The organism is Shewanella sairae (assembly GCF_023283535.1).
Classification (GTDB): Bacteria; Pseudomonadota; Gammaproteobacteria; order Enterobacterales; family Shewanellaceae; genus Shewanella; species Shewanella sairae.
The window spans coordinates 1-19,753 of sequence record NZ_JAKILT010000043.1; the positions used below are offsets into that span (position 1 = coordinate 1).

Genomic DNA, 19,753 nt, shown 5'->3' on the forward strand with positions numbered 1-19,753 from the left:
AATGAAAACCCCAAACGAGGTGCATGAAAAAGCCAGTTGGGAGTACCAACTGGCTTAATAAAAACCGTCAACCTATTTTAGGACTAGACAAACTTTTAGTTTACTTAGCAAGTAAACCGCGGCTGCGCAATAGTGGCTCAATGCCAGCTTCTTTGCCACGGAACTGTTTGTAAAGTTGCATAGGATCTTCACTACCACCTTGAGACAGGATGTTATCTCTAAAGGCATCGGCAGTCGCTTTATCGAAAATACCGTTTTCTTTAAAGGCTTCAAATGCATCAGCGCCTAGAATATCAGACCAGATGTAGCTGTAGTAACCTGCAGAGTATCCACCAGAGAAGATGTGAGAGAAGTATGTACTGCGGTAACGCGGTGCAATCTCTTCAATCAATCCCATCTTATTTAACGATTCAGCTTCAAACTTTGCCGCATCTTTTGGCATAAAGTCTGTCACTGTGTGCCAATCTAGATCGAGTTTAGTTGCTGCCATATATTCAACTGTCGCAAAACCTTGGTTAAATTTACTTGCTGCTTGGATCTTTTTAACCAGTTCTTGTGGGATTACTTCGCCAGTTTTGTAATGCTTAGCAAACTGGGCTAGCACTTCAGGCTGAGTCATCCAGTTTTCCATCACCTGAGACGGGAACTCAACATAGTCACGTGGTACAGAGGTACCCGCTTGTGAGCGGTACTCAACATCCGACATCATGCCATGAAGTGCGTGACCAAACTCGTGGAATAGGGTACTTGCTTCGTCAAATGTTAGTAGCGCTGGTTCATCACCAACTGGGCGAGGGTAGTTAAGTACGTTTACAATAATTGGCTTAGACTCAACACCGTCCATATTGTACTGCTGACGGTATGAGTTCATCCATGCACCACCGCGCTTACTGTCACGCACGAAGTAGTCTCCCATAAAGATAGCCATAAGTTCGCCATCTTTGTCATACACTTCCCAAGTACGGACTTCATCATTGTATGTCGGTAGATCGGTGCGCTCTTTTACAGTAATGCCAAATAGACGGTTAGCTGTGTAAAATACGCCATCCAATGTGTTCTCTAGTGAGAAGTATGGACGAGTTTGCTGCTCATTAAAGCTGTATTTAGCGACACGGATTTTGTCTGAATAGTACCACCAATCCCAGCCGGCCAACTTAAAATCGCCGCCTTCTGAATCGATAAGAGCTTGCATGTCTGCCACTTCAGCTTCTGCCTGAGCGAGTGCCGCTGGCCATACTTTGTTTAGCAGGTCATAGACGTTTTCAGGTGTTTTAGCTGTACGCTCTTCAAGTACAAAATGGGCGTGAGTTTTATAACCCATTAGCTGAGCGCGTTCAGCGCGCAGTGCTGCCATCTTAGCTAAGATCTTTTTATTATCGTTGGCGTTATTGTTATTGCCCCGATCAATATAACCCTTATACAAGGTTTCCCGCAGATCACGGTTGTCAGCATAAGTTAAAAATGGCGTGATTGAAGGGCGTGATGTAGTGAATACCCACTTGCCATCGTGACCGCGTTTAGTGGCTGTTTGCGCTGCAGTGTTAATAACATCTTCAGGCAAGCCAGACAGGTCTGCTTTGCTATCAATAACCAATTCAAAGGCATTGGTTTCTGCCAATAGGTTATCGCCAAACTCTAAGCTAAGTTTACCAATCTGCTCATTTAAAGCACGTAGCTCAGTTTTATCTGCTTCACTTAAGTTAGCACCGCCGCGGGTGAAAGATTTATAGGTGTCTTCAAGCAGTTTAGCTTGAGCCACATTAAGGTTTAAGCTGTCGCGTTGGTTATAAACCGCTTTAACTTTTTGAAATAACGCGTCATTAAGCAGTACATCATCGCTTGCTGATGACAGCATTGGCGAAACTTCTTTAGAAATCGCCTGCAGTTGTTCGTTAGTATCAGCGCCGGTTAAGTTATAAAATACACTGGCGACTTTAGTTGTTAGCTCACCCGAGAACTCCATCGCTTCAATGGTGTTAGCAAAAGTAGGTGCAGCAGGGTTATCGATAATTGCTTGGATTTCCGCTTTGTGCTGTGCAATACCGGCTTTAAATGCTGGTAAATAGTGCTCAGGTTTAATCTTGGCAAAATCCGGAATGCCTAAATATGTATCGTAAGGTTTAAAGAATGGGTTACTTGCATTATTTTCAATGATTTGTGCAGCAACAACATTTGGAGCCTCTTGGCTAGTGGTTGTGCTAGTTGTGGCGCTACATGCTGTGAGTGCCATTGCTAGTGCAACTGCAGACACGATTGGTTTGAGGGTTAATCCCTTCATATTTATATCCCCGACGTTACTTGTTTTAAAAATCGCCTTTTAGATTACGCAGACGTTAACCTCTTTAAGTACCATGGTTAAAGGTGTTAAATCCAATACTAAAGCCGAAAGATTGTAACAAAGCGTTTGATTAGCTATTTTTTGAACATGCAGGCATGGTTAACAGGGTAAAACTTATTTTCGACTTAATTAAAACCAGCCTTTAAGCGAGTCAATATTAGCTGTTTGTAATGCACGCGGTTGTTATCTTTATGCTCTTTGAATGATTGTCCATTAAGTCTGATTTAAGCTGTGCCTTTTGAATATAGGGGGGTAACTTTGTTTTAATTACTTCACGCTACTTGAGTTATTTTTACTGTTTTACTCTAGCCTGTGAACTAAGCCTTTAATTTGATGTTAACGACATGATTTTTCGTGATAATAGTCAACGCTCCAGTTTTTGAAATTTGCCACAATAACCGCTGATTTTTCTAGCGGAACACTCTTTGTAATGCGCAATAACAAACCCGTCACTCAAAATGAAAAGACCTTAACAGAGAATTGTATTTTATTATCGACCACTAATCTTAAGGGGGAGATAAAATATGCCAATGAAGGTTTTACAAATGTAAGTGGTTACAGTTTTGATGAGCTACATAAGCAGCCGCATAATATGGTTCGTCATCCGGACATGCCTGCTGCTGCCTTTGAGTCACTCTGGGAACGAGTAAAGCAAGGTAAACCTTGGGTTGGTATTGTTAAAAACCGCACTAAAAGTGGCGATCATTACTGGGTTAATGCCTATATCGCTCCGGTTTATGAGAACGGTAAAATTCATGAGTATCAGTCTGTACGCCGTAAAGCGACCAAAGAGCAAATTACGCGTGCCGAAGACATTTACCAAAGTGTTAATGCTGGTAAGGTGCCTAAGGCGCTACGTAAACCCGTTTTAAGTTTTACGGGACGAATTTATATTTGGTTACTGTTATCTGTGCTGATGGCGGGTTTAATTGCGCAATACTCACCAATTTTCGCGATTATTGCGGTAGGTATATTCGCCGCGCTGGGTTTAAAGCAGATTTTGAAGCCTTTTAAGTCTTTAGCCATTCAGGCGAGCAAAGTGGTAGACGATCCCCTTGCTACAGGCGTGTTTACTGGTCGACAAGATGAAATTGGCCGAATTGGATTTGCATTACAGTTTTTGTTGACAGAAACAGGCGGCGTTGTGGGACGAATGGCTGACTCAGCCGGCTCGATAGAGTCTTTAAGTGCTAGCTTGAATGACACCATTGCTAATACTCGCCAACGTGCAGACTGCCAAAGTCAGCAAACAAGCCAGGCTGCAACGGCGATGGAAGAGATGAGCGCCAGTTTCAGTGAAGTTAGTCAAAATATTCATAGCGCCGCACAGGAGATGTCGGTAAGCAATACCTCTGCAGAGCAAGGTCATGAATTACTTGAACAAGTGATCGATTCGATTAATCAACTAAAAGATGAAGTGGGTAACTTTGCCACTGTAGTGGCCTCTATAGAGCAAGATAGCCAAGATATTAATAAGGTATTGGAAGTGATTCGAGGCATTGCTGAACAAACGAACCTTTTGGCATTAAATGCAGCGATTGAAGCGGCTCGAGCGGGAGAGTCTGGCCGTGGCTTTGCCGTTGTTGCTGACGAAGTGCGCCAGCTTTCAAGTCGGACTAGTGAGTCAACGTCGCATATTGAGGCGATTGTCAGTAAGTTTCGTGATAGCACGACTATGGCAGCCAAAGCGATGGAAGCAGGACAGCAAAAAGCCTTGCTTTCAGTTGATTTAGCCAGACAAGTAGATGAGTCATTTGAAGCGCTTAGAGCATCAATTGTAAAAATGAATGTGATGAGTGATGAAAACGCCTGTGCGATGACACAGCAAACCACTGTAGCAAATGAAATTAGCCATTCAATACAAGTTATTAGTGAATTGTCATTAGAAAGTTTAGAACAAACCCGTAATGCGGCAGAGCGTGGAGAACAAGTGCTGCGCTTATCGGCTAAAACACATCACTTATCACAGCAGTTTTGGGAACAGAGTGTTCAAAGGAAGATGTAGTATCGCTGTTAACAAGCAGCAGCTAACCCATTAGGTTAACTGCTGTTTTACATAAGCTAACCCGTATAGCTTACAAGCGTCTAATAAAGGATTTGATATAAGCTGGTGTGCGCGCATTTAAAATGGGATCAGCTGATGGTTCAATGCCTTCGGGCAATAAAACTGGATTGAAAATACTCTTATCGCACTGCTGAACGTTGCTCTCATTGTCCCGCTTGCCATCAATAATGATTTGTCCAACTAATATACGTTGACGTGATTCAGGCCATAGAATGGTGGGATCAACTACCACATCGTCACTGTCGGCCAATTTCACGTATAAGTTCCAAACTGCTGGCGCTGTTTCAATTCGATTGAGTAATTCCTGTTGTAGGAAGTCATCAGAGCGGGTTGCAAGCTCTGCTTGCGTCAATGCGGTTTGACCGGCAGCTGGCTCAAAAATCCAGCGCCCAGCGATCTGACTGTTATCTGGTTTATCAAATAAGAAACTGTTTACCCCAAAGTAGCGACTATTGGCAAAACTGCTGCTTTTGGGCATTTGACTTACATATTCAAAAAAAGCCTTTGCATCAGGCTTATTGTCTATAAGCCACTGTTTCCCTTCCGCGCCTTGTTTTACTTTAGTTTGAAAAGTAAAAAAGTCTTCTAGGTTGCTGGCAAAAAATAGCTGTGCATTCGTGGTGACAAAATTAAGGCTTTCCTTATCCCCATCAATTTTAAGCGACATAAAGCGACCCGCCCCTTTATCCGATGCATGTGGATTAGTTCCCCCAAGTGAGAAGCGAGCAGTTACGCTTATTTCTTGTTGTTCAAAAAATGGAATGTTGAATTGATTTTCAATATTTGCTGCCGGTGTAAACGTTCCGGATGTGCAGAAACCTTTGGCGTGATTGCGCAGCTTTATTTTTTTACCGGCTTCGCGACTTGCTGCATCAGGAGTGCCATTTACCGCGTCGACTAATTCCGAAATAGACTTTTCAGCGGCAAATATTGATGTTGGCAATAGGGCTAAGCTGACATATATACTTGCTTGTAATAAGGGGCTGATGCTTTGGTAAAGTCTCTTTTTAAACATTATTGCTCTAAGAGTTATGCTTGTTATTTTCATAATATGAAATCTAAATGTGATATGTGGAGATAGAGAACGGAAAAGGCAAACATTTCTTTCGCGAAAGAGGCACTTAATTATTTAGAAACGAACATAGGGCCTTTGAACTGTGCAGGTAAGTTTGATCTTAGGTAGATAAATTAGCTTACAAGCTATTTGCTTGAAAGAGGCGGAGCAAAGCCTTACTTATTCTGTTATTAGCAGCAGTTATTAGTAACGATTTTCGGTGGCGATAATTAACAAGGTAACGGCTTTAGCTGGGATGGTAATATTGATGGGCAACGCCGCTAAGCCACAGCTTAAAGCTGTGGCTTAGCGTTAAGTGTTTTACAGTAGAGGTTTGCCGATTAGTTATAAGCTTCTAAACACTCAACAATCAAATCAACAAAGCCTTGTCTATCGAGTTTACATAGCACTTGGGTGTTATGTGGGTTACTGGTGAGTTGATAACGGTCAACAACCGTCATGCCTTGGGTATATTCACCTTTAGTTTCTACCCCAACCCAGCAATCGTATGATGTAAATAGCTCAGGCTTCAGTAGCCATGCAATGGTACATGGGTCGTGCAGTGGTGCGCCTTCAAAGCCCCATTTTGGATCTCTGTGGTAGATCATAAAGAAATCGAGCAGCTCGGCGACGCACTTGGCGACTGGGTTTGGAATAACCCGAATACGTTCAATGTCTTCATCCATTATCTGTGCTTGATGGGTAATATCAAGGCCGCACATGATAATTGGCACCCCGGACTTGAACACCATGTCAGCCGCTTCTGGGTCGACAAAAATATTAAATTCAGCCGCTGGAGTCCAGTTACCTGCTTCTGCTGCGCCGCCCATTAATACGATGCGTTCAATTTTGCTGTGTAGCTCTGGGTAGGTCGATAAAAATAAGGCAATATTAGTCAGCGGCCCTGATGGCACTAGCGTTACAGGCTCTGCACTTTCACGTACCTTTTGCGCCATGAGCTCAATAGCTGAAATAGCGAGTGGTTCAAATGCTGGATCGGGGAGTTTAGGGCCATCTAGGCCGCTTTCACCGTGAACATTATCGGCGATGATTAGCTCGCGTGCTAAAGGTTTAGGTGCGCCTGCCGCAACTGGGACATCGTGACGTTCAAGTAGTGTAAGGATGCGTAGCGCATTGTTGAGGGTTTTATCTGGGGTTTGGTTACCTGCGCTGGTGGTTACAGCCAATGGGTTTAGTTTGTTGCTACTCATCGCTAAAATCAATGAGATGGCATCGTCATGACCTGGATCGCAGTCAAGAATAATAGGGGTAACTTTTTGGATTTGTTGAGTAGGGCTCATTATTAGACTCCGAAAAATGAGTAACGATTAAAATACTAAGTCGATTTTTTATAGCATCCTAGAGGGTTACAAACTCAAAAACTGTGACTAAGTGACACTTTCATACCATTCAATACATTGTTTACATTTGCTTTATTCAATAAAAAGGCCTTATCACTAGCATAAGACCTTGTTTGCAAATATTGAGAGGGCTACTTAATAACCACTGGTTTCACTGCCTGCCCGGCGTGGATCGCTCGCACCAAAGATCCCTTGCTCAGTGACCATGATTGACTGTGTCGAGCCAATAGCATTATTGACTTTGACGTCATGCCCTTTGGCTTTTAACAAGGTTTGTGTATCACGGTTAAGGCTGCGCTCAACCCGCAGCACATCGGGTAGCCATTGGTGGTGTATACGAGGGGCGTTGGTCGCCTCTGCAATGTTCAAGTCATGATCAATAACATTCATAATGATCTGCATCGTCGTGGTAATAATGCGTGAGCCGCCGGGGCTGCCGGTTACAATATAAGGCTTACCTTCTTTCATCACTATGGTGGGGCTCATTGAGCTTAATGGGCGTTTATTGGCTTCGACTGCATTCGCTTGTCCGCCGATTAAGCCAAAACCATTTGGTGTGCCAGCTTTGGCTGAGAAATCATCCATCTCATTATTGAGCAAAATCCCCGTGCCTTTAGCAACGAGCCCTGAGCCATAACTAAAATTAAGCGTATAAGTGTTGGATACAGCATTGCCCCATTTATCAACGACTGAGTAGTGAGTGGTTTGATCACTCTCATAAGGCGCGAGTTTGCCTGGTTTGATATCGCTGCTAGGCGTGGCTTTATCTAGCGATATTTGTTTGGCTAGCTGCTTAGCATAATCTTTGCTGAGGAGGGCGTTTACTGGGACGTCGAAAAAGTCGGGGTCGCCAAGGTATTCACTGCGATCAGCATAAGCGCGTTTCATCGCCTCTGTCATTAAGTGTAAGGTTGCAGCTGTGTTCAGTCCCAAATCGCTAATTGGATAACCTTCAAGCATATTGAGCATTTCAATAATATGAATGCCACCAGAAGACGGTGGCGGCATTGAAATTACCTGATACCCTCGGTAACTGCCAACCACTGGCTCACGTTCAATCACTTTATAGTTACTAAGATCATCTAGGGTCATGATCCCACCAGCGTCTTGAATAGCGTTAACCAACTTCGCTGCAGTTTCGCCTTGATAAAACCCTTTGCTGCCGTGTTTGGCGATAAGTGATAGCGAGTGGCCAAGCTCTGTCTGTTTTAATAATTCCCCTATCTGATAATCGCTACCGTCAGCTTTGTAAAATATCTCTGCTGAACTTGGCCATTGAGAAATTCTGCGCTTTAGGCCTGACAGCGAAGATTGCAGATCTGGGGTTACACTAATACCTTTGTTTGCCATATCAATGGCTGCACGGGTGACTTGCTCCATGGTCATGGTGCCGTATTTTTCGAGTGCCAGCTCCATGCCCATAACAGTGCCGGGTACACCGACTGCAAGCCCATGTTCACGGCTGAGTTTTTTTACCGGATCACCACTCGCATCGAGAAAGATGTCTTTATGGGCTTTTTGTGGCGCCATTTCACGATAATCGATAGCGATGGTTTTATTAGGCTCGGCTAAGTGAACCAGCATAAATCCGCCGCCACCAATATTGCCAGCTCTTGGCAAAGTGACGGCTAGAGCAAATCCGACGGCGACAGCGGCATCAACTGCATTACCGCCTTGCTTTAAAATCTCGACGCCAGCTTGAGTTGCTAATGCTTCTTGGCTCGAAACCATGCCATGTTTAGCCCAAATAGGTTGAGCAGTAGCTGCGTGGCTATATATCGATGCCTCTTTGGCTACCACAGGTAGCGGAGCGCTAACTGTTATCGCGGCTAATGGAATAACCATGGAGAGAGAGAAGGCTAAGGTCTTAAAAGCACTCATTTTTAATCCTTTACTGTATTGTTATCAGCTTAATTTGTTTTATTTTTAGTTTGCAGTTAAATCGTTATGGTATTGTGACGGGTTACTTGCTCAAGGCAATGTGACGTTTATTAACGATAATTGCAAGTCGCTTACAGGGTAGGCAAACTTTAATATTGATTGGTATGACAATTCAGGGAGAAGCCGTTGGTTAATCGCGCCTCAACATCTGTTAAGCAGCATCAGCCACCAAATTCATTTGTGATTGAACTTATAGATAGCATTGAAAAGGTGCCAGCTAAGGTTTGGGATAAGTTAATGCATGATGATAATCCCTTTAATAAACATGCTTATTTAGCGGCTTTAGAGTTGAGTGGTTGCGTGTCTGTGCAGGCGGGCTGGACTCCGCTGCACCTTGTTGTCAGCAAGAGCGCGGATAAAGAGGGCGGCTTAACTCAATCAAGCAATTTAACTATACAAAGTGATTTAGAAAGCTCAAGCAATCTAAACAGCGCTAGCAAGAACGAAAAGAATAACCAATGCGGGGAGGCTGGTCATATCATCGCTGTGATGCCGCTTTACATTAAGGCGCACTCTTATGGCGAATACATTTTTGATTGGGCATGGGCTGATGCTTATCAACGCCATCAGCTGCCTTATTATCCGAAACTGGTTTCCGCTATTCCATTCACCCCCGTTACGGGCATGCGCCTAGGGCTCGATAAAGGCCTAAATCATCAACAACAGAGTGAGGTTTGGCAGGTGATTAGCAACACGCTTAATACTTGCTTAAGCGAATATGGCTTCTCTGGTTGGCATTGTTTGTTTTTACCAAAGCAGCAGTTTGATTGCTTGTCCAAGCAACGCTGCTTACAACGGGTGACCACTCAGTTTCATTGGTTTAATCAAGGTTTCATTGACTTTGAGCAGTTTTTAGCGGCGTTAACATCGAGAAAGCGTAAAGACATAAAAAAAGAAAGAGCAAAAGTGGGTCAGGCGGGGTTGAGTTTTGATTTTATCGAAGGCTCGCAAATTACTCGGCAATTATGGCAGCACTTTTACGCATGTTATCGACAGACTTATGCTAAACGCTCGGGCCATAGCGGTTATTTAACCTTAGATTTTTTTCAACGACTCGGCGCAGCAATGGCCGAGTCAGTGGTGCTATTACGAGTTAAAAATAGCGCTGGCGAAGCTATAGCTGCTGCGCTTTATTTTAAATCAGCGACACATTTATATGGCCGGTATTGGGGGGCATTGACTGAGGTTGATGGTTTACATTTTGAAGCCTGTTACTACCAAGGTATCGAATACTGCATTGCCAATAACTTACAGGTATTTGATGCTGGCGCCCAAGGCGAGCATAAAGTTCCGCGGGGCTTTGAGCCGATAGAAACATTTTCTAATCATGAAATTGCTCATAGTGAGTTTAGACAAGCAATTGAAAGCTTTACTCTGCAGGAAGCAGAGAATATGCAGATTTACATGCAGCAGTTAACATTGAAGTTACCCTACAAAAACAGAGCCTAATGGCTCTGCTTTTTTATTCAATGGTATTAATAGGCTTGCGCCTTTGTCCCAAGTTGGCGTTGAATTGACGCCGATAACTTGTAAACCCATTTATTATAGTTTCGGTGAATATTGCCATCGTTATAATCTAGATTGGTGCTGTCGACATAGTTGATATTGTAAAAGTTATCGTCAAAAGTAATACGCACATGGGCTTTGTGAGACCGCACAGTGATGTAAGCATCAATGCTGTTACCTTCAGCTTTAATCGGCACCCATCCTTTGGCTTTACAGCCTTGAATAATCGCTTGCTCTATGGATTGAGCACTATCAGTGGCAATAGGCTCATTATTCAAATTGACTAGTGGCGTTGATGTACATGCTGACAGGGCTAAACTGCCTAGCAAAAGCAGTAGTATTTTTATCGACTTCATTTGATGCACCTTCTTGGGTAACGATTAAAATTTGTTAGCTGTTAGCCTAATGCCAACCAAAAACCGACTGCAATCATCAAGCTGCCTGCAATGCGATTCATCCATTTGACGTTATCACCGCGGCTTAAAAATATACGTAAGCTTTTTCCACCAGCAGCGTATGCCATCATGCTAATTAGTTCAGTAAATAAAATGATGCTGACTAGCGCCATCAGTTGCGGCGCCACTTCGCGCTCAACATTAATAAATGGTGGCAGTAAAGACACCATAAATGCCCAGCCTTTAGGGTTAGCAATCGCAGTCACAAAGCCTTGGGTGATTAGCTCAAGGTTACCGACACTCGTCGTTTGTTGACCCTCTACAATCGCCATTTTGCCTCTTGAACGCCACATGTTAACGCCAATATAGACAAGGTAGAGTCCGCCAACCCACTTTAGAATGGAGAATAGGTCAGGGTAGTTGAGCATGATGCTTGCGACACCCATGACAGCGGCAACGGCTACTAAGGCCACGCCAACGAGTTCACCTAGCATCATCCACATTGTGCGGCGAAAACCGATACTCATGCCTAATGTCATTGCAAGTGTCATACACATACCTGGCGTGATGGAAACAAAAAAGAACGTCGGTAAAAACACCGCTAATAGGGCTAAATCTGGCATAGTTAATTAAATCGAGGTCTATGAAGCTAATAATTGAAAAGACGCACAGTGTAGAGAATTACTTGGCTTTAGGGTAGAGCCCCAGAACATAAAAACCAGCCTATAGGCTGGTTTTTAGTAAACATGACATCAATTCAATCGGTGTTTTACTTTAGCGGTAGATTAAAGTACACCACGGCGCTGTTGATCGCGCTCAATTGATTCAAATAATGCGGTAAAGTTACCCTCACCAAAACCTAAATTATTCTTGCGTTGAATGATCTCAATGAATATTGGACCAAATAGGTTTTTAGTGAAAATTTGCAGTAAGTAGCCGTCTTCATCACCATCAACCAAAATTTGGTGATGTTTAATGCGCTCACGATCTTCAGTCACTTGCGGCAGTTTTTCAAAGATGGTGTCGTAATATTCAGGGATAATATCCAATGTCTGAATAGATGAGCCTTCCATCGCATCAAGCGAGCCAACAATATCGCGGCTTCTGAACGCTAAATGCTGTACTCCAGGGCCGTCGTATTCACGTAAATATTCATCAATTTGGTTTTTATCGTTACCTTTACCTTCGTTGATTGGAATACAGAAACTGCCATCTGGCGAGCGCAGTGCATAAGAGATAAGGGCTGTTTGTGAGCCTTTAATGTCAAAGTAACGCACTTCAGTAAAGCCAAAGATATCTTTATAAAAGTTTGACCAAAACTCCATGGTGCCCTTGTAGACATTATTGGTTAGGTGGTCGACTTCCATAAAGCCTTTTTCTTGAGTGATGATTTGTTCATCTAAGTCTTCGAAATCTTTAGCATAAATGTTGTCGTTGTCGCCAAAAGTGTCGATAAAGTAAATAAGGCTGTCGCCAATACCGTAAATCGCTGGGTATGGCATATCTTTAGCAGCATCGTCTGCTGGCTTTGCACCGCGCGCAATCGCACCTTCATAAGCAAACTGTGCATCTTCTACACGCCAACCCATTGAGCAAATTGCAGGGCCATGGCTTTTTGCAAACTCAGAAGAGAAACCTTTACGCTCAGTATTTAATAGAAAATTAATATCATTTTGCTTGTAGTACAAAATCTCTTTTGATTTTGACTTCTTCAGCAATGAAAAACCGAAATCAATAAAGACCTGATGCATGTAATCTTGTTCAGGCGTTGCAAACTCAGTAAATTCGATACCAAGTAGGCCTAGTGGGTTTTGTTCGCTTGCCATTCTAATGTCCTCTGTCAATTTGTTACTACAGACCAGCCATTCTATTGATGGCCTATTTTCTTAAACTAAACTGCGCGTGGCACTAGTTTTCAATCCAAGAACGGTTGTAGTCGTTGCTCATGCATTGCTTTACATGTTCGGTTAGCTTTAGTGGGGCGAATGTATCGACCATCACTGCATATTCATAAGTTTCTGTTTTACCAATTGAGGCTTCAGTTCGACCTGGTTGCGGCCCGTGGGGAACGCCTTTTTGGTGAAGCGTCATATAGCCAGCTTCAATACCAGTACGACTCATAAAGTCACCATCGACGTAATAAAGCACTTCGTCACTGTCGATGTTGTTATGGTAGTAGGGCGCAGGTATCGATTGTGGATGGAAGTCATATGGGCGCGGCACAAAGTTACACACGACAAAGTTGTGGGCGCTAAAGACGATATGATCCGACGGTGGCAGGTGGATTTTGCCGACTTTTGGTGCATATTCTTGAATGTTAAATGCCCAAGGGTAAACACAGCCGTCCCAGCCAACGAGATCAAATGGATGCCACTCTAATGTGGTGAGCTGATATTTATCACCAAACTTACTTACAAGAGGAAACTCGCCTTGCTCGACAATCGCGTCTTGCAGTATTGGCGTGCGGATATCACGTTCGCAATAGGGGGCAGACTCTAGCATTTGACCGTATTCGTTTCTAAAGTGCTTAGGTACCTCGACCATACTTGCTGATTCAATGACAAACAGGCGTACGTTGCTGTAATCATCAAACTTAAGCTGATAAGTGGTACCACGAGGGACGATAAGGTAGTCCCACTTTTTAACAGCTAACGCGCCATATTCGCTATAGAGTGTGCCTTCGCCTTCATGAATAAACACGATTTCATCTGCATAGGCATTACGATAAAACTCTGCGGTGTCTTCCGTTACCTTAGCGGTATACATAGCCACATCATTATTAAAGAAGATTTTATTGCGGCTATTGAAGAAGTTGCCGTTGCAATCGGCTTGCTTGGTATCGAGCTTATAATTTTGAACCAAAGAGTCCTGCCAATCTTCACCGTGGGACAAGTTATAGCGACTGACCTCTAATGCTTTGGTCGGCATATTATGATGGTACTTGTTCGAGTAAATATTGGAAAAACCGTGAGTTGAAAACAACTCTTCACGATAAAGCTCACCATTGTCTTTTTTGAATGTGATATGACGCTTAGTCGGAATACTTCCTTGCTTCACATAAAATGGCATATTGGTTTTCCTTTGGTGTACTAACTACTTATTTAGCATTTAGACCAATGCTGTTTTTAGTTTTAATGTGATCTACCTCCAATTTAGTTGCTTAGATAAACAAAAAAAAGAATAATAATACGCTTGTCTCTATCTAAATTTTAGATGGTAATGTGAGGTTTACGTAAGGAAAGCCAAATGCGAATTGATGTCGATGCGTTTAAAGTGTTGCAAGTATTAGTCGAAGAGGGCAGTTTTGCTAAGGCTGCAGAGCGTTTACACAAGGCACAATCTGCTGTGAGCTACCAGGTAAAAAAGCTGGAGCAACACCTAGGCGTAAACCTTTTTTGTCGCGATCAGTATCGAGCAGAGTTAACCCCTGAGGGTAAAGTTATTTTGGCGGAAGGCCAAAGGTTGTTGCAATACCTTGCCAATATAGAACATTTAGCCAGTAAGTTTAGCGAAGGCTGGGAGCCAAAGTTAGAGCTGGTGATTGATGATGCTTTGCCAATGAAGCCCATTATGCGTGCATTGAAGCGTCTTACAGAGTTACAAATACCCACCAAAGTCCAACTTAACATGGAGTTTTTGGGCGGGGTTCAAGAAAGGTTTGAACGGGACAGCGCAGATTTAATGTTGGTAAAAGATTACCGCACCGGTCCCAGTTATCGCCCCCAAGCACTACCCGAAATTACCAGTGTATTAGTGGTTGCCGCAGATCATCCTTTAGCGACAGAGAAACAATTGAGCCTATTTGAGTTACAGCGTTATGTAGAATTAACGATTGAAGACTCATCCATAAACAAGCATTACCGCGATGAAATGCAGTTTGGTGGCGATAAAGTCTTTTATCTATCGGGCTTCGTGATGAAAAAAAATGCCCTGCTCATGGGGTTGGGTTTTGGTTGGATGCCTGATTTTTTAATCGAATCAGAGTTAGAAAGTGGTGAATTAGTTGAAGTAGATTTTATGGGGGGCAACCGTTATAGCTTTACCCCACAGCTTGTGTCTACTATGGAAAGGCCGCTTGGCCGTGCTGGGCGCTTGTTTACAGATCTTATTATGGAAGAGTTTAACGCAGAATTGAAGTCATCAGTAAGCAGCTAAGCCCGCGCTATATAGAGTGTTGTAAGCTAATTACCCTTAACTAATATATCGATAATCTCTCTGGTTATGCTATTGATTTTAATTGGCGTGTGGTCAATATCGATTACGATGTTGCCATTAGCATCAATTGGAGAGTTAATTTTTCCTCTAGAGAAAAGCTCATCAGTTAACCTATCTCCACGTCGTAACTTTTTTTGCCAGCCAGGTGGTAAAGGCTCACCTCGAGCAGCTTTCTTTTGTTTTCAAAACTGAATAGCAGAAAGCTTGATGTTAAGTCCATTTTCAAAACTTGCTGTCTTGACCAAATTGCATTGCTTACAGTCGCATATTGCAAAGCGAGTATAAAAAGTTCGAAAACTTAACGCTCGCTTTGCAAGCTCTAAGGTCGCGCCTTAAGCTAGGTATCAAAAAGCACACCATGAGTTTTTGATTTTAAATCCCATATTGTTAACAGCTTACAGCATACTAAAGGCGTTAAGTTTTCGTTCAGTTGGCGTGCCTTAGAATGACTTCATCAAAACTTGGTACAGCTTATGCTTTACCTATAACGAATAGTAGAACAAGCAAGGCTCGCAGGAGCAAGGTTGATCAATGCCATGCTAGTTGGAGGTTTAAGATGAATAATATGGACTTACAAAACTTTACTGCAAGGTTATATACGCAATATATTAATGACTTAAAGCTAACTAGTCGCTTTGTGTCCGATACACGTTTGCATGAGCTTTTTGCTGATTTAGATGCTGCTGGCGTACTGCTAGCTGACTTTAATTGGGATGAGTGGTATCAAAACAGCCATATGGTCGACCGCCCTGAGTATATCGGTGATGCTTCGTTTTATGAGTGCCAGTTATTATTAACTGCAATGGCACGCATCGATCGTTTTAGCCCTGGCGTGTTGAGTAATATGCGTCGCCAAGGTGTGTTACTGGCTATTATTGAGCGGTTTCAAACCTTGTATTATCAAAAAGCGATGTGATTTAGCTAGCGTAGACGACTGATAAGCACTTCGGCTATTGCTTAATTATCTTTGTCTGAATGTTAACTCACCTTGTTATGTGACGTATTTTCCCAAATACAAAAAGAGCCGCTGAGTGCGGCTCTTTTGATCTTATTACTTACACTAACCGCATAAACCTAGTCAGCAAAAGGAACTGGTCGTGGTGTGTTCTTATTCGATGGCGGTAAGATTGGCAAAACAATTTGCGGCTGATCACCGGTTAATGAGTTTAAGAAAGCAACCATCTCTTTAACTTCTTTATCTGATAATTTCTGTCCTAACTGAATATCAGCCATGGTGTTAACCGCTTCTTCTAACTCCCAAACACTACCATCGTGGAAGTACGGGTAGGTGAGTTCAATGTTACGCAGCGTCGGCACTTTAAATACAAACTTATCAGCTTCTTTGCCGGTCACGCCCTTTCTGCCTTCTGCAGGGTTATTTGTGTGGAATGGCTTAACTAGGCCCATCTTCATGTACATAGTGCCACCCACTGCAGGGCCGTTGTGACAGCTAACACACCCTTTATCTTTAAATAGTTGATAGCCCGACTTAGCTTGTTCGCTAATAGCGTCTTTATCACCTAATAGATATTGATCAAATGGTGAGTTAGGTGTAACTAAGGTTTTCTCAAATTCTGCAATAGCGTCAGTGATCATGTCGATATTGATTTCTTTTGAGTTATACACGTCAGCAAAACGTGCTTGATAAGCAGGCATAGAGCGAACGGTATCGACAGCTAAATCATGAGTAAAGCCCATCTCTTTCGGGTTAGCAATAGGGCCCGCTGCTTGCTCTTTTAGATCTTTGGCTCGGCCATCCCAAAATTGTGCTAAACCGTATTCTGCATTCAGTACGGTAGGCGAGTTAATCGGCCCTTGCTGCCAGTTATGACCAATTGAAGTTGGTAAGGCATCGACGCCGCCTGTAGAAATATTGTGGCATGAGTTACATGAAATAAAACCAGATTTAGATAATCTTGGTTCAAAGAACAACATCTTACCAAGCTCAACTTTTTCAGGATTAGTGATAACCGCGGCAGGGATAACCTCGATAGGTTCATTAGCTGCATTTGCACCAGCCGATAAAATCGAAAGAAGAGCAATAGAGATGGCACTTAGCTTATTCATAATAGCCTCAATTAAACATTACAATATATAGGGTTAAATCAATAGCTGCATAATAGTAAGCTTGAGCAAAATAAGATAACGCTTTGTTTCGATTAGGACTATCGTGGATTTGGATTAATTAAATGGGAGCTGAGTCGCAGTATTTGTACCTAATACTGGGTAGGGTAGCCTAAATTGTGAGCTGGAGCTAAATTTACTACGACTAAACAGCTTAATGAGATCGAGGTTATGGCGAATTTGACAGCCTAATGGTAGCGCTATTTTTTACTTGAGTCGTCTTAAAAGTAGTTTTCGATCTAACCAGCGAGCTGTTTGACTTAAATGCGCCTGACTTTTCTTTAACCACTTTTTGGCCCATGTGTACTCTAAGCTTAATATCGCAAGACCAATAGGCAGCAGTAACCAAGCCGGACCAGGAAGGACGATAAGTAGGGCGCCCATTAAAGTCAAACTGCCACCTATGATTGTAATCAATATCTTTTTCATATTATTTCCTTATTCTGATCATTAATACTCTCTGCTAAGTCATAGCGGCTTAATACTGGTCTTTCACATACGCGCTCTCATTGCGAAGCCTTTGCTGTTTGCGTCTGTTACCAGAGGTTAGGTATCAACCTCTTTTGGTTAGCCAATAGTTCGTTAGTCAGTTTTTGTAAAAATCGATAGCTAACCCAGTGTAAAGCAAACCGCATTGTATGGTGTGACATAATTGTAACAAGGACTAACGCAAGCTTGTATTGGCGTATTACTTGGTGGATGTCTTGCTGATTTCACCAAGCTCATACAGCGACGACTTTGGCGTTATCTGTGTGCTTGACTAAAATATTGGGTAGGCACATAAACGGCATGTTGATTTTATGTTGGTAACCAAGCGATATTTACATAGGTTGGGATTTAACTCATGTTAGCTCAGCTTATTGCTTTATATAGTGAAAAAAACAGCAAGCCCCGTAAGCTTATAAAACGGGTTAGCTTAGTGGGTGTTTGGTATTTATTAGGCTTTTCTCCTGTGGTTACAGCTGAAACGCTTTATCTCACCTCATTACATTGGCCGCCTTATTCTGGTAGCCAATTAAAAGAGCAGGGTGTCTATATTGCAGTTGCTCGTGCGGCGCTTGACGCTGTTGGCCATACATTGGTTGTTGATTTTTACCCTTGGAGTCGAGCTGTGCGTATGGCGTCCAGAAAAGATGGCAAATATATGGGTTACCTACCTGAATATTCCCACCCAACAGAAAAGTTTATTTTCTCAGAAGCAATGGGACGCAGTGGTCTTGGTCTCGTTGAGCAAAAAGCACACCCCATCAGTTGGACTCAGCAGAGTGATCTTAACCAATATACGATTGGTGTGGTGCAAGATTATATTAATACGGCGGAGTTTGATGCCATGTTAGCGCAGGGATCGCAGCCTGCAGAAGTGGTTGCTTCTGATCTGCACAATGTCAATAAAGTCGGATCGGGTCGAATTGATGCCGCGATTATTGATGAACATGTGCTTGCTTACACCTTAGCTCAACCGAATATGCAGCACCTTAAAGGTAAATTACAGTTAAACAAAAAACTGCTGACATACAAAGAGTTGTTTGTTGCTTTTAAAAATAATGAGCAAGGTCGTAAGTGGCGTGAGCGATTCAATCAAGGTTTAGCTAAAATTGACGCTCAGCAGATAGTTATAGACTCTATGGCTAAGTGAGTACCATTGAGTCTGCATCTAATGATCGCTAATTTGCCACAAATATGTCACCTATTTGATATTTATAATTGCTAGGCTTTTAGCACCTTTTCTTTAGTCAGGTCGTCTAATGAGCCCATCTCCATTTGAGCTTGATACTTTAATACATTTAATTGCTTCTCACCCGCAATTGCGGGCTAAAACACTGACTGAAGTCGAGTCGGACGGCAAACTCTATCCTGTTATTTGTGCTGAGCTAGGTAGTGAGCAGGCAAACATTCCCTGTATTGTGTTTATTGGTGGTGTACATGGTGTTGAAAGGATAGGCACACAGGTACAACTTGCTTTGTTGAGCAGTTTGTTGACAAGGTTAGCTTGGGATAGCCAGTTGCAAGCCTTACTTAATCGGGTGAGAGTCTGTTTTATTCCTATTTTGAATCCTGTTGGCTTAGCAAAGGGCACCCGTTGCAATGGCAATGGCGTTGATCTTATGCGTAACGCGCCAATTAAGGCGGTTGACGGCGTAACGTTTTTGGTAGGCGGGCAAACAATAAGTGCCAAGTTACCATGGTACCGCGGTAAAGCGGGCATGGAGCGCGAAACCGCTGCACTTGTTAGTTATATGCGCGATGCAATTAATAATAGCTCAAGTGTCATCGCATTAGATGCGCATTCGGGCTTTGGTTTATCGGATCATGTTTGGTTTCCGTTTGCTCATCAGCAAACGCCAATGGCCGATCTGGGTCGAGTCTACCATCTAAAGCAATTGTTCGAGTCCAGTTTTCCCCATCATAATCACTACCGCTTTTCACCGCAGAGCCTTATTTATCGGACACATGGGGATATATGGGACTATTTAGTTACAGACACTGCAAAGGGGGATGTGCCTTTTATACCGCTAACCTTAGAGATGGGCTCATGGGCATGGGTTAAGAAAAACCCTAGGCAGCTATTTAATTTTGCTGGCTTATTTAACCCACAAAAGCCTCATCGTTATCACCGAACACTGCGTAAGCATACCGTATTTATGCATTTTCTTATGGATCTTGCCGCTAGCCGCAGTATTGAGCGACTAAATCCTCAGCAGATGACGCAGTTTGACCGCTTAGCGCGTCAGTTATGGTATGAACAATAGCGTA

General features: G+C 42.9%; 16 protein-coding genes. 6 read left to right on the plus strand and 10 right to left on the minus strand.

Features of this window, described 5'->3' with window-relative positions:
• Positions 1-100: 100 nt before the first annotated feature.
• Positions 101-2,278 carry a M3 family metallopeptidase gene (locus L2748_RS16465; RefSeq protein ID WP_220781486.1) on the minus strand — a complete coding sequence of 726 codons (2,178 nt, stop codon included), beginning with the start codon at positions 2,276-2,278 and terminating at the stop codon, positions 101-103.
• Between the two features lie 490 nt (positions 2,279-2,768).
• On the opposite strand from L2748_RS16465, the gene L2748_RS16470 reads away from it, so the two are divergent.
• Positions 2,769-4,343 carry a methyl-accepting chemotaxis protein gene (locus L2748_RS16470; RefSeq protein ID WP_220781485.1) on the plus strand — a complete coding sequence of 525 codons (1,575 nt, stop codon included), beginning with the start codon at positions 2,769-2,771 and terminating at the stop codon, positions 4,341-4,343.
• Positions 4,344-4,413: 70 nt separating this feature from the next.
• Here the strand turns inward: L2748_RS16470 and L2748_RS16475 are convergent, their stop codons facing one another.
• The 3 genes from L2748_RS16475 to ggt all read right to left on the minus strand — a co-directional run bounded on the left by L2748_RS16475 (position 4,414) and on the right by ggt (position 8,699).
• Positions 4,414-5,418, minus strand: coding sequence for a catalase family peroxidase (locus tag L2748_RS16475; protein WP_220781484.1), 1,005 nt, complete (start codon positions 5,416-5,418; stop codon positions 4,414-4,416).
• A 380-nt stretch (positions 5,419-5,798) separates the two neighbouring features.
• Positions 5,799-6,758: a pyrimidine-specific ribonucleoside hydrolase RihA gene (gene rihA / locus L2748_RS16480; RefSeq protein WP_220781483.1), complete on the minus strand. Its 960-nt coding sequence runs from the start codon at positions 6,756-6,758 to the stop codon at positions 5,799-5,801.
• A 195-nt stretch (positions 6,759-6,953) separates the two neighbouring features.
• On the minus strand, positions 6,954-8,699 hold the full coding sequence (ggt, locus tag L2748_RS16485) for a gamma-glutamyltransferase (protein WP_220781482.1): 1,746 nt from the start codon (positions 8,697-8,699) through the stop codon (positions 6,954-6,956).
• Between the two features lie 186 nt (positions 8,700-8,885).
• Between ggt and L2748_RS16490 the strand changes: the two genes are divergently transcribed.
• Positions 8,886-10,208 (plus strand): GNAT family N-acetyltransferase, encoded by a 1,323-nt coding sequence (locus L2748_RS16490; protein ID WP_246616167.1) that lies wholly within the window; start codon positions 8,886-8,888, stop codon positions 10,206-10,208.
• Positions 10,209-10,234: 26 nt separating this feature from the next.
• On the opposite strand, the gene L2748_RS16495 is transcribed toward L2748_RS16490, so the two are convergent.
• From L2748_RS16495 to L2748_RS16510, 4 genes are all read right to left on the minus strand, one after another.
• Positions 10,235-10,621, minus strand: a complete 387-nt coding sequence (locus tag L2748_RS16495) for a hypothetical protein (RefSeq protein WP_220781481.1) — start codon at positions 10,619-10,621, stop codon at positions 10,235-10,237.
• Positions 10,622-10,662: 41 nt separating this feature from the next.
• A complete protein-coding gene (locus tag L2748_RS16500) occupies positions 10,663-11,283 on the minus strand; it encodes a LysE family translocator (RefSeq protein ID WP_220781480.1) in 621 nt (206 codons plus the stop codon).
• A 162-nt stretch (positions 11,284-11,445) separates the two neighbouring features.
• Positions 11,446-12,486: a 4-hydroxyphenylpyruvate dioxygenase gene (gene hppD, locus L2748_RS16505; RefSeq protein WP_220781479.1), complete on the minus strand. Its 1,041-nt coding sequence runs from the start codon at positions 12,484-12,486 to the stop codon at positions 11,446-11,448.
• 82 nt (positions 12,487-12,568) lie between these two features.
• Complete coding sequence (locus L2748_RS16510; RefSeq protein ID WP_220781478.1) at positions 12,569-13,729, minus strand: homogentisate 1,2-dioxygenase; 1,161 nt, start codon at positions 13,727-13,729, stop codon at positions 12,569-12,571.
• Positions 13,730-13,906: 177 nt separating this feature from the next.
• Here L2748_RS16510 and L2748_RS16515 point away from each other — a divergent pair, with 177 nt between their 5' ends.
• Positions 13,907-14,815, plus strand: a complete 909-nt coding sequence (locus L2748_RS16515) for a LysR family transcriptional regulator (RefSeq protein WP_220781477.1) — start codon at positions 13,907-13,909, stop codon at positions 14,813-14,815.
• Between the two features lie 616 nt (positions 14,816-15,431).
• Positions 15,432-15,791: a DUF6508 domain-containing protein gene (locus L2748_RS16520; protein ID WP_220781476.1), complete on the plus strand. Its 360-nt coding sequence runs from the start codon at positions 15,432-15,434 to the stop codon at positions 15,789-15,791.
• A gap of 158 nt (positions 15,792-15,949) precedes the next feature.
• On the opposite strand, the gene L2748_RS16525 is transcribed toward L2748_RS16520, so the two are convergent.
• Positions 15,950-16,942 (minus strand): cytochrome-c peroxidase, encoded by a 993-nt coding sequence (locus tag L2748_RS16525; protein WP_220781475.1) that lies wholly within the window; start codon positions 16,940-16,942, stop codon positions 15,950-15,952.
• 264 nt (positions 16,943-17,206) lie between these two features.
• A complete protein-coding gene (locus L2748_RS16530) occupies positions 17,207-17,428 on the minus strand; it encodes a PGPGW domain-containing protein (protein ID WP_220781474.1) in 222 nt (73 codons plus the stop codon).
• A 415-nt stretch (positions 17,429-17,843) separates the two neighbouring features.
• On the opposite strand from L2748_RS16530, the gene L2748_RS16535 reads away from it, so the two are divergent.
• Both L2748_RS16535 and L2748_RS16540 read left to right on the plus strand, forming a co-directional pair.
• Complete coding sequence (locus L2748_RS16535; RefSeq protein WP_220781473.1) at positions 17,844-18,635, plus strand: substrate-binding periplasmic protein; 792 nt, start codon at positions 17,844-17,846, stop codon at positions 18,633-18,635.
• 109 nt (positions 18,636-18,744) lie between these two features.
• On the plus strand, positions 18,745-19,749 hold the full coding sequence (locus L2748_RS16540) for a DUF2817 domain-containing protein (protein ID WP_220781472.1): 1,005 nt from the start codon (positions 18,745-18,747) through the stop codon (positions 19,747-19,749).
• Positions 19,750-19,753: the final 4 nt, after the last annotated feature.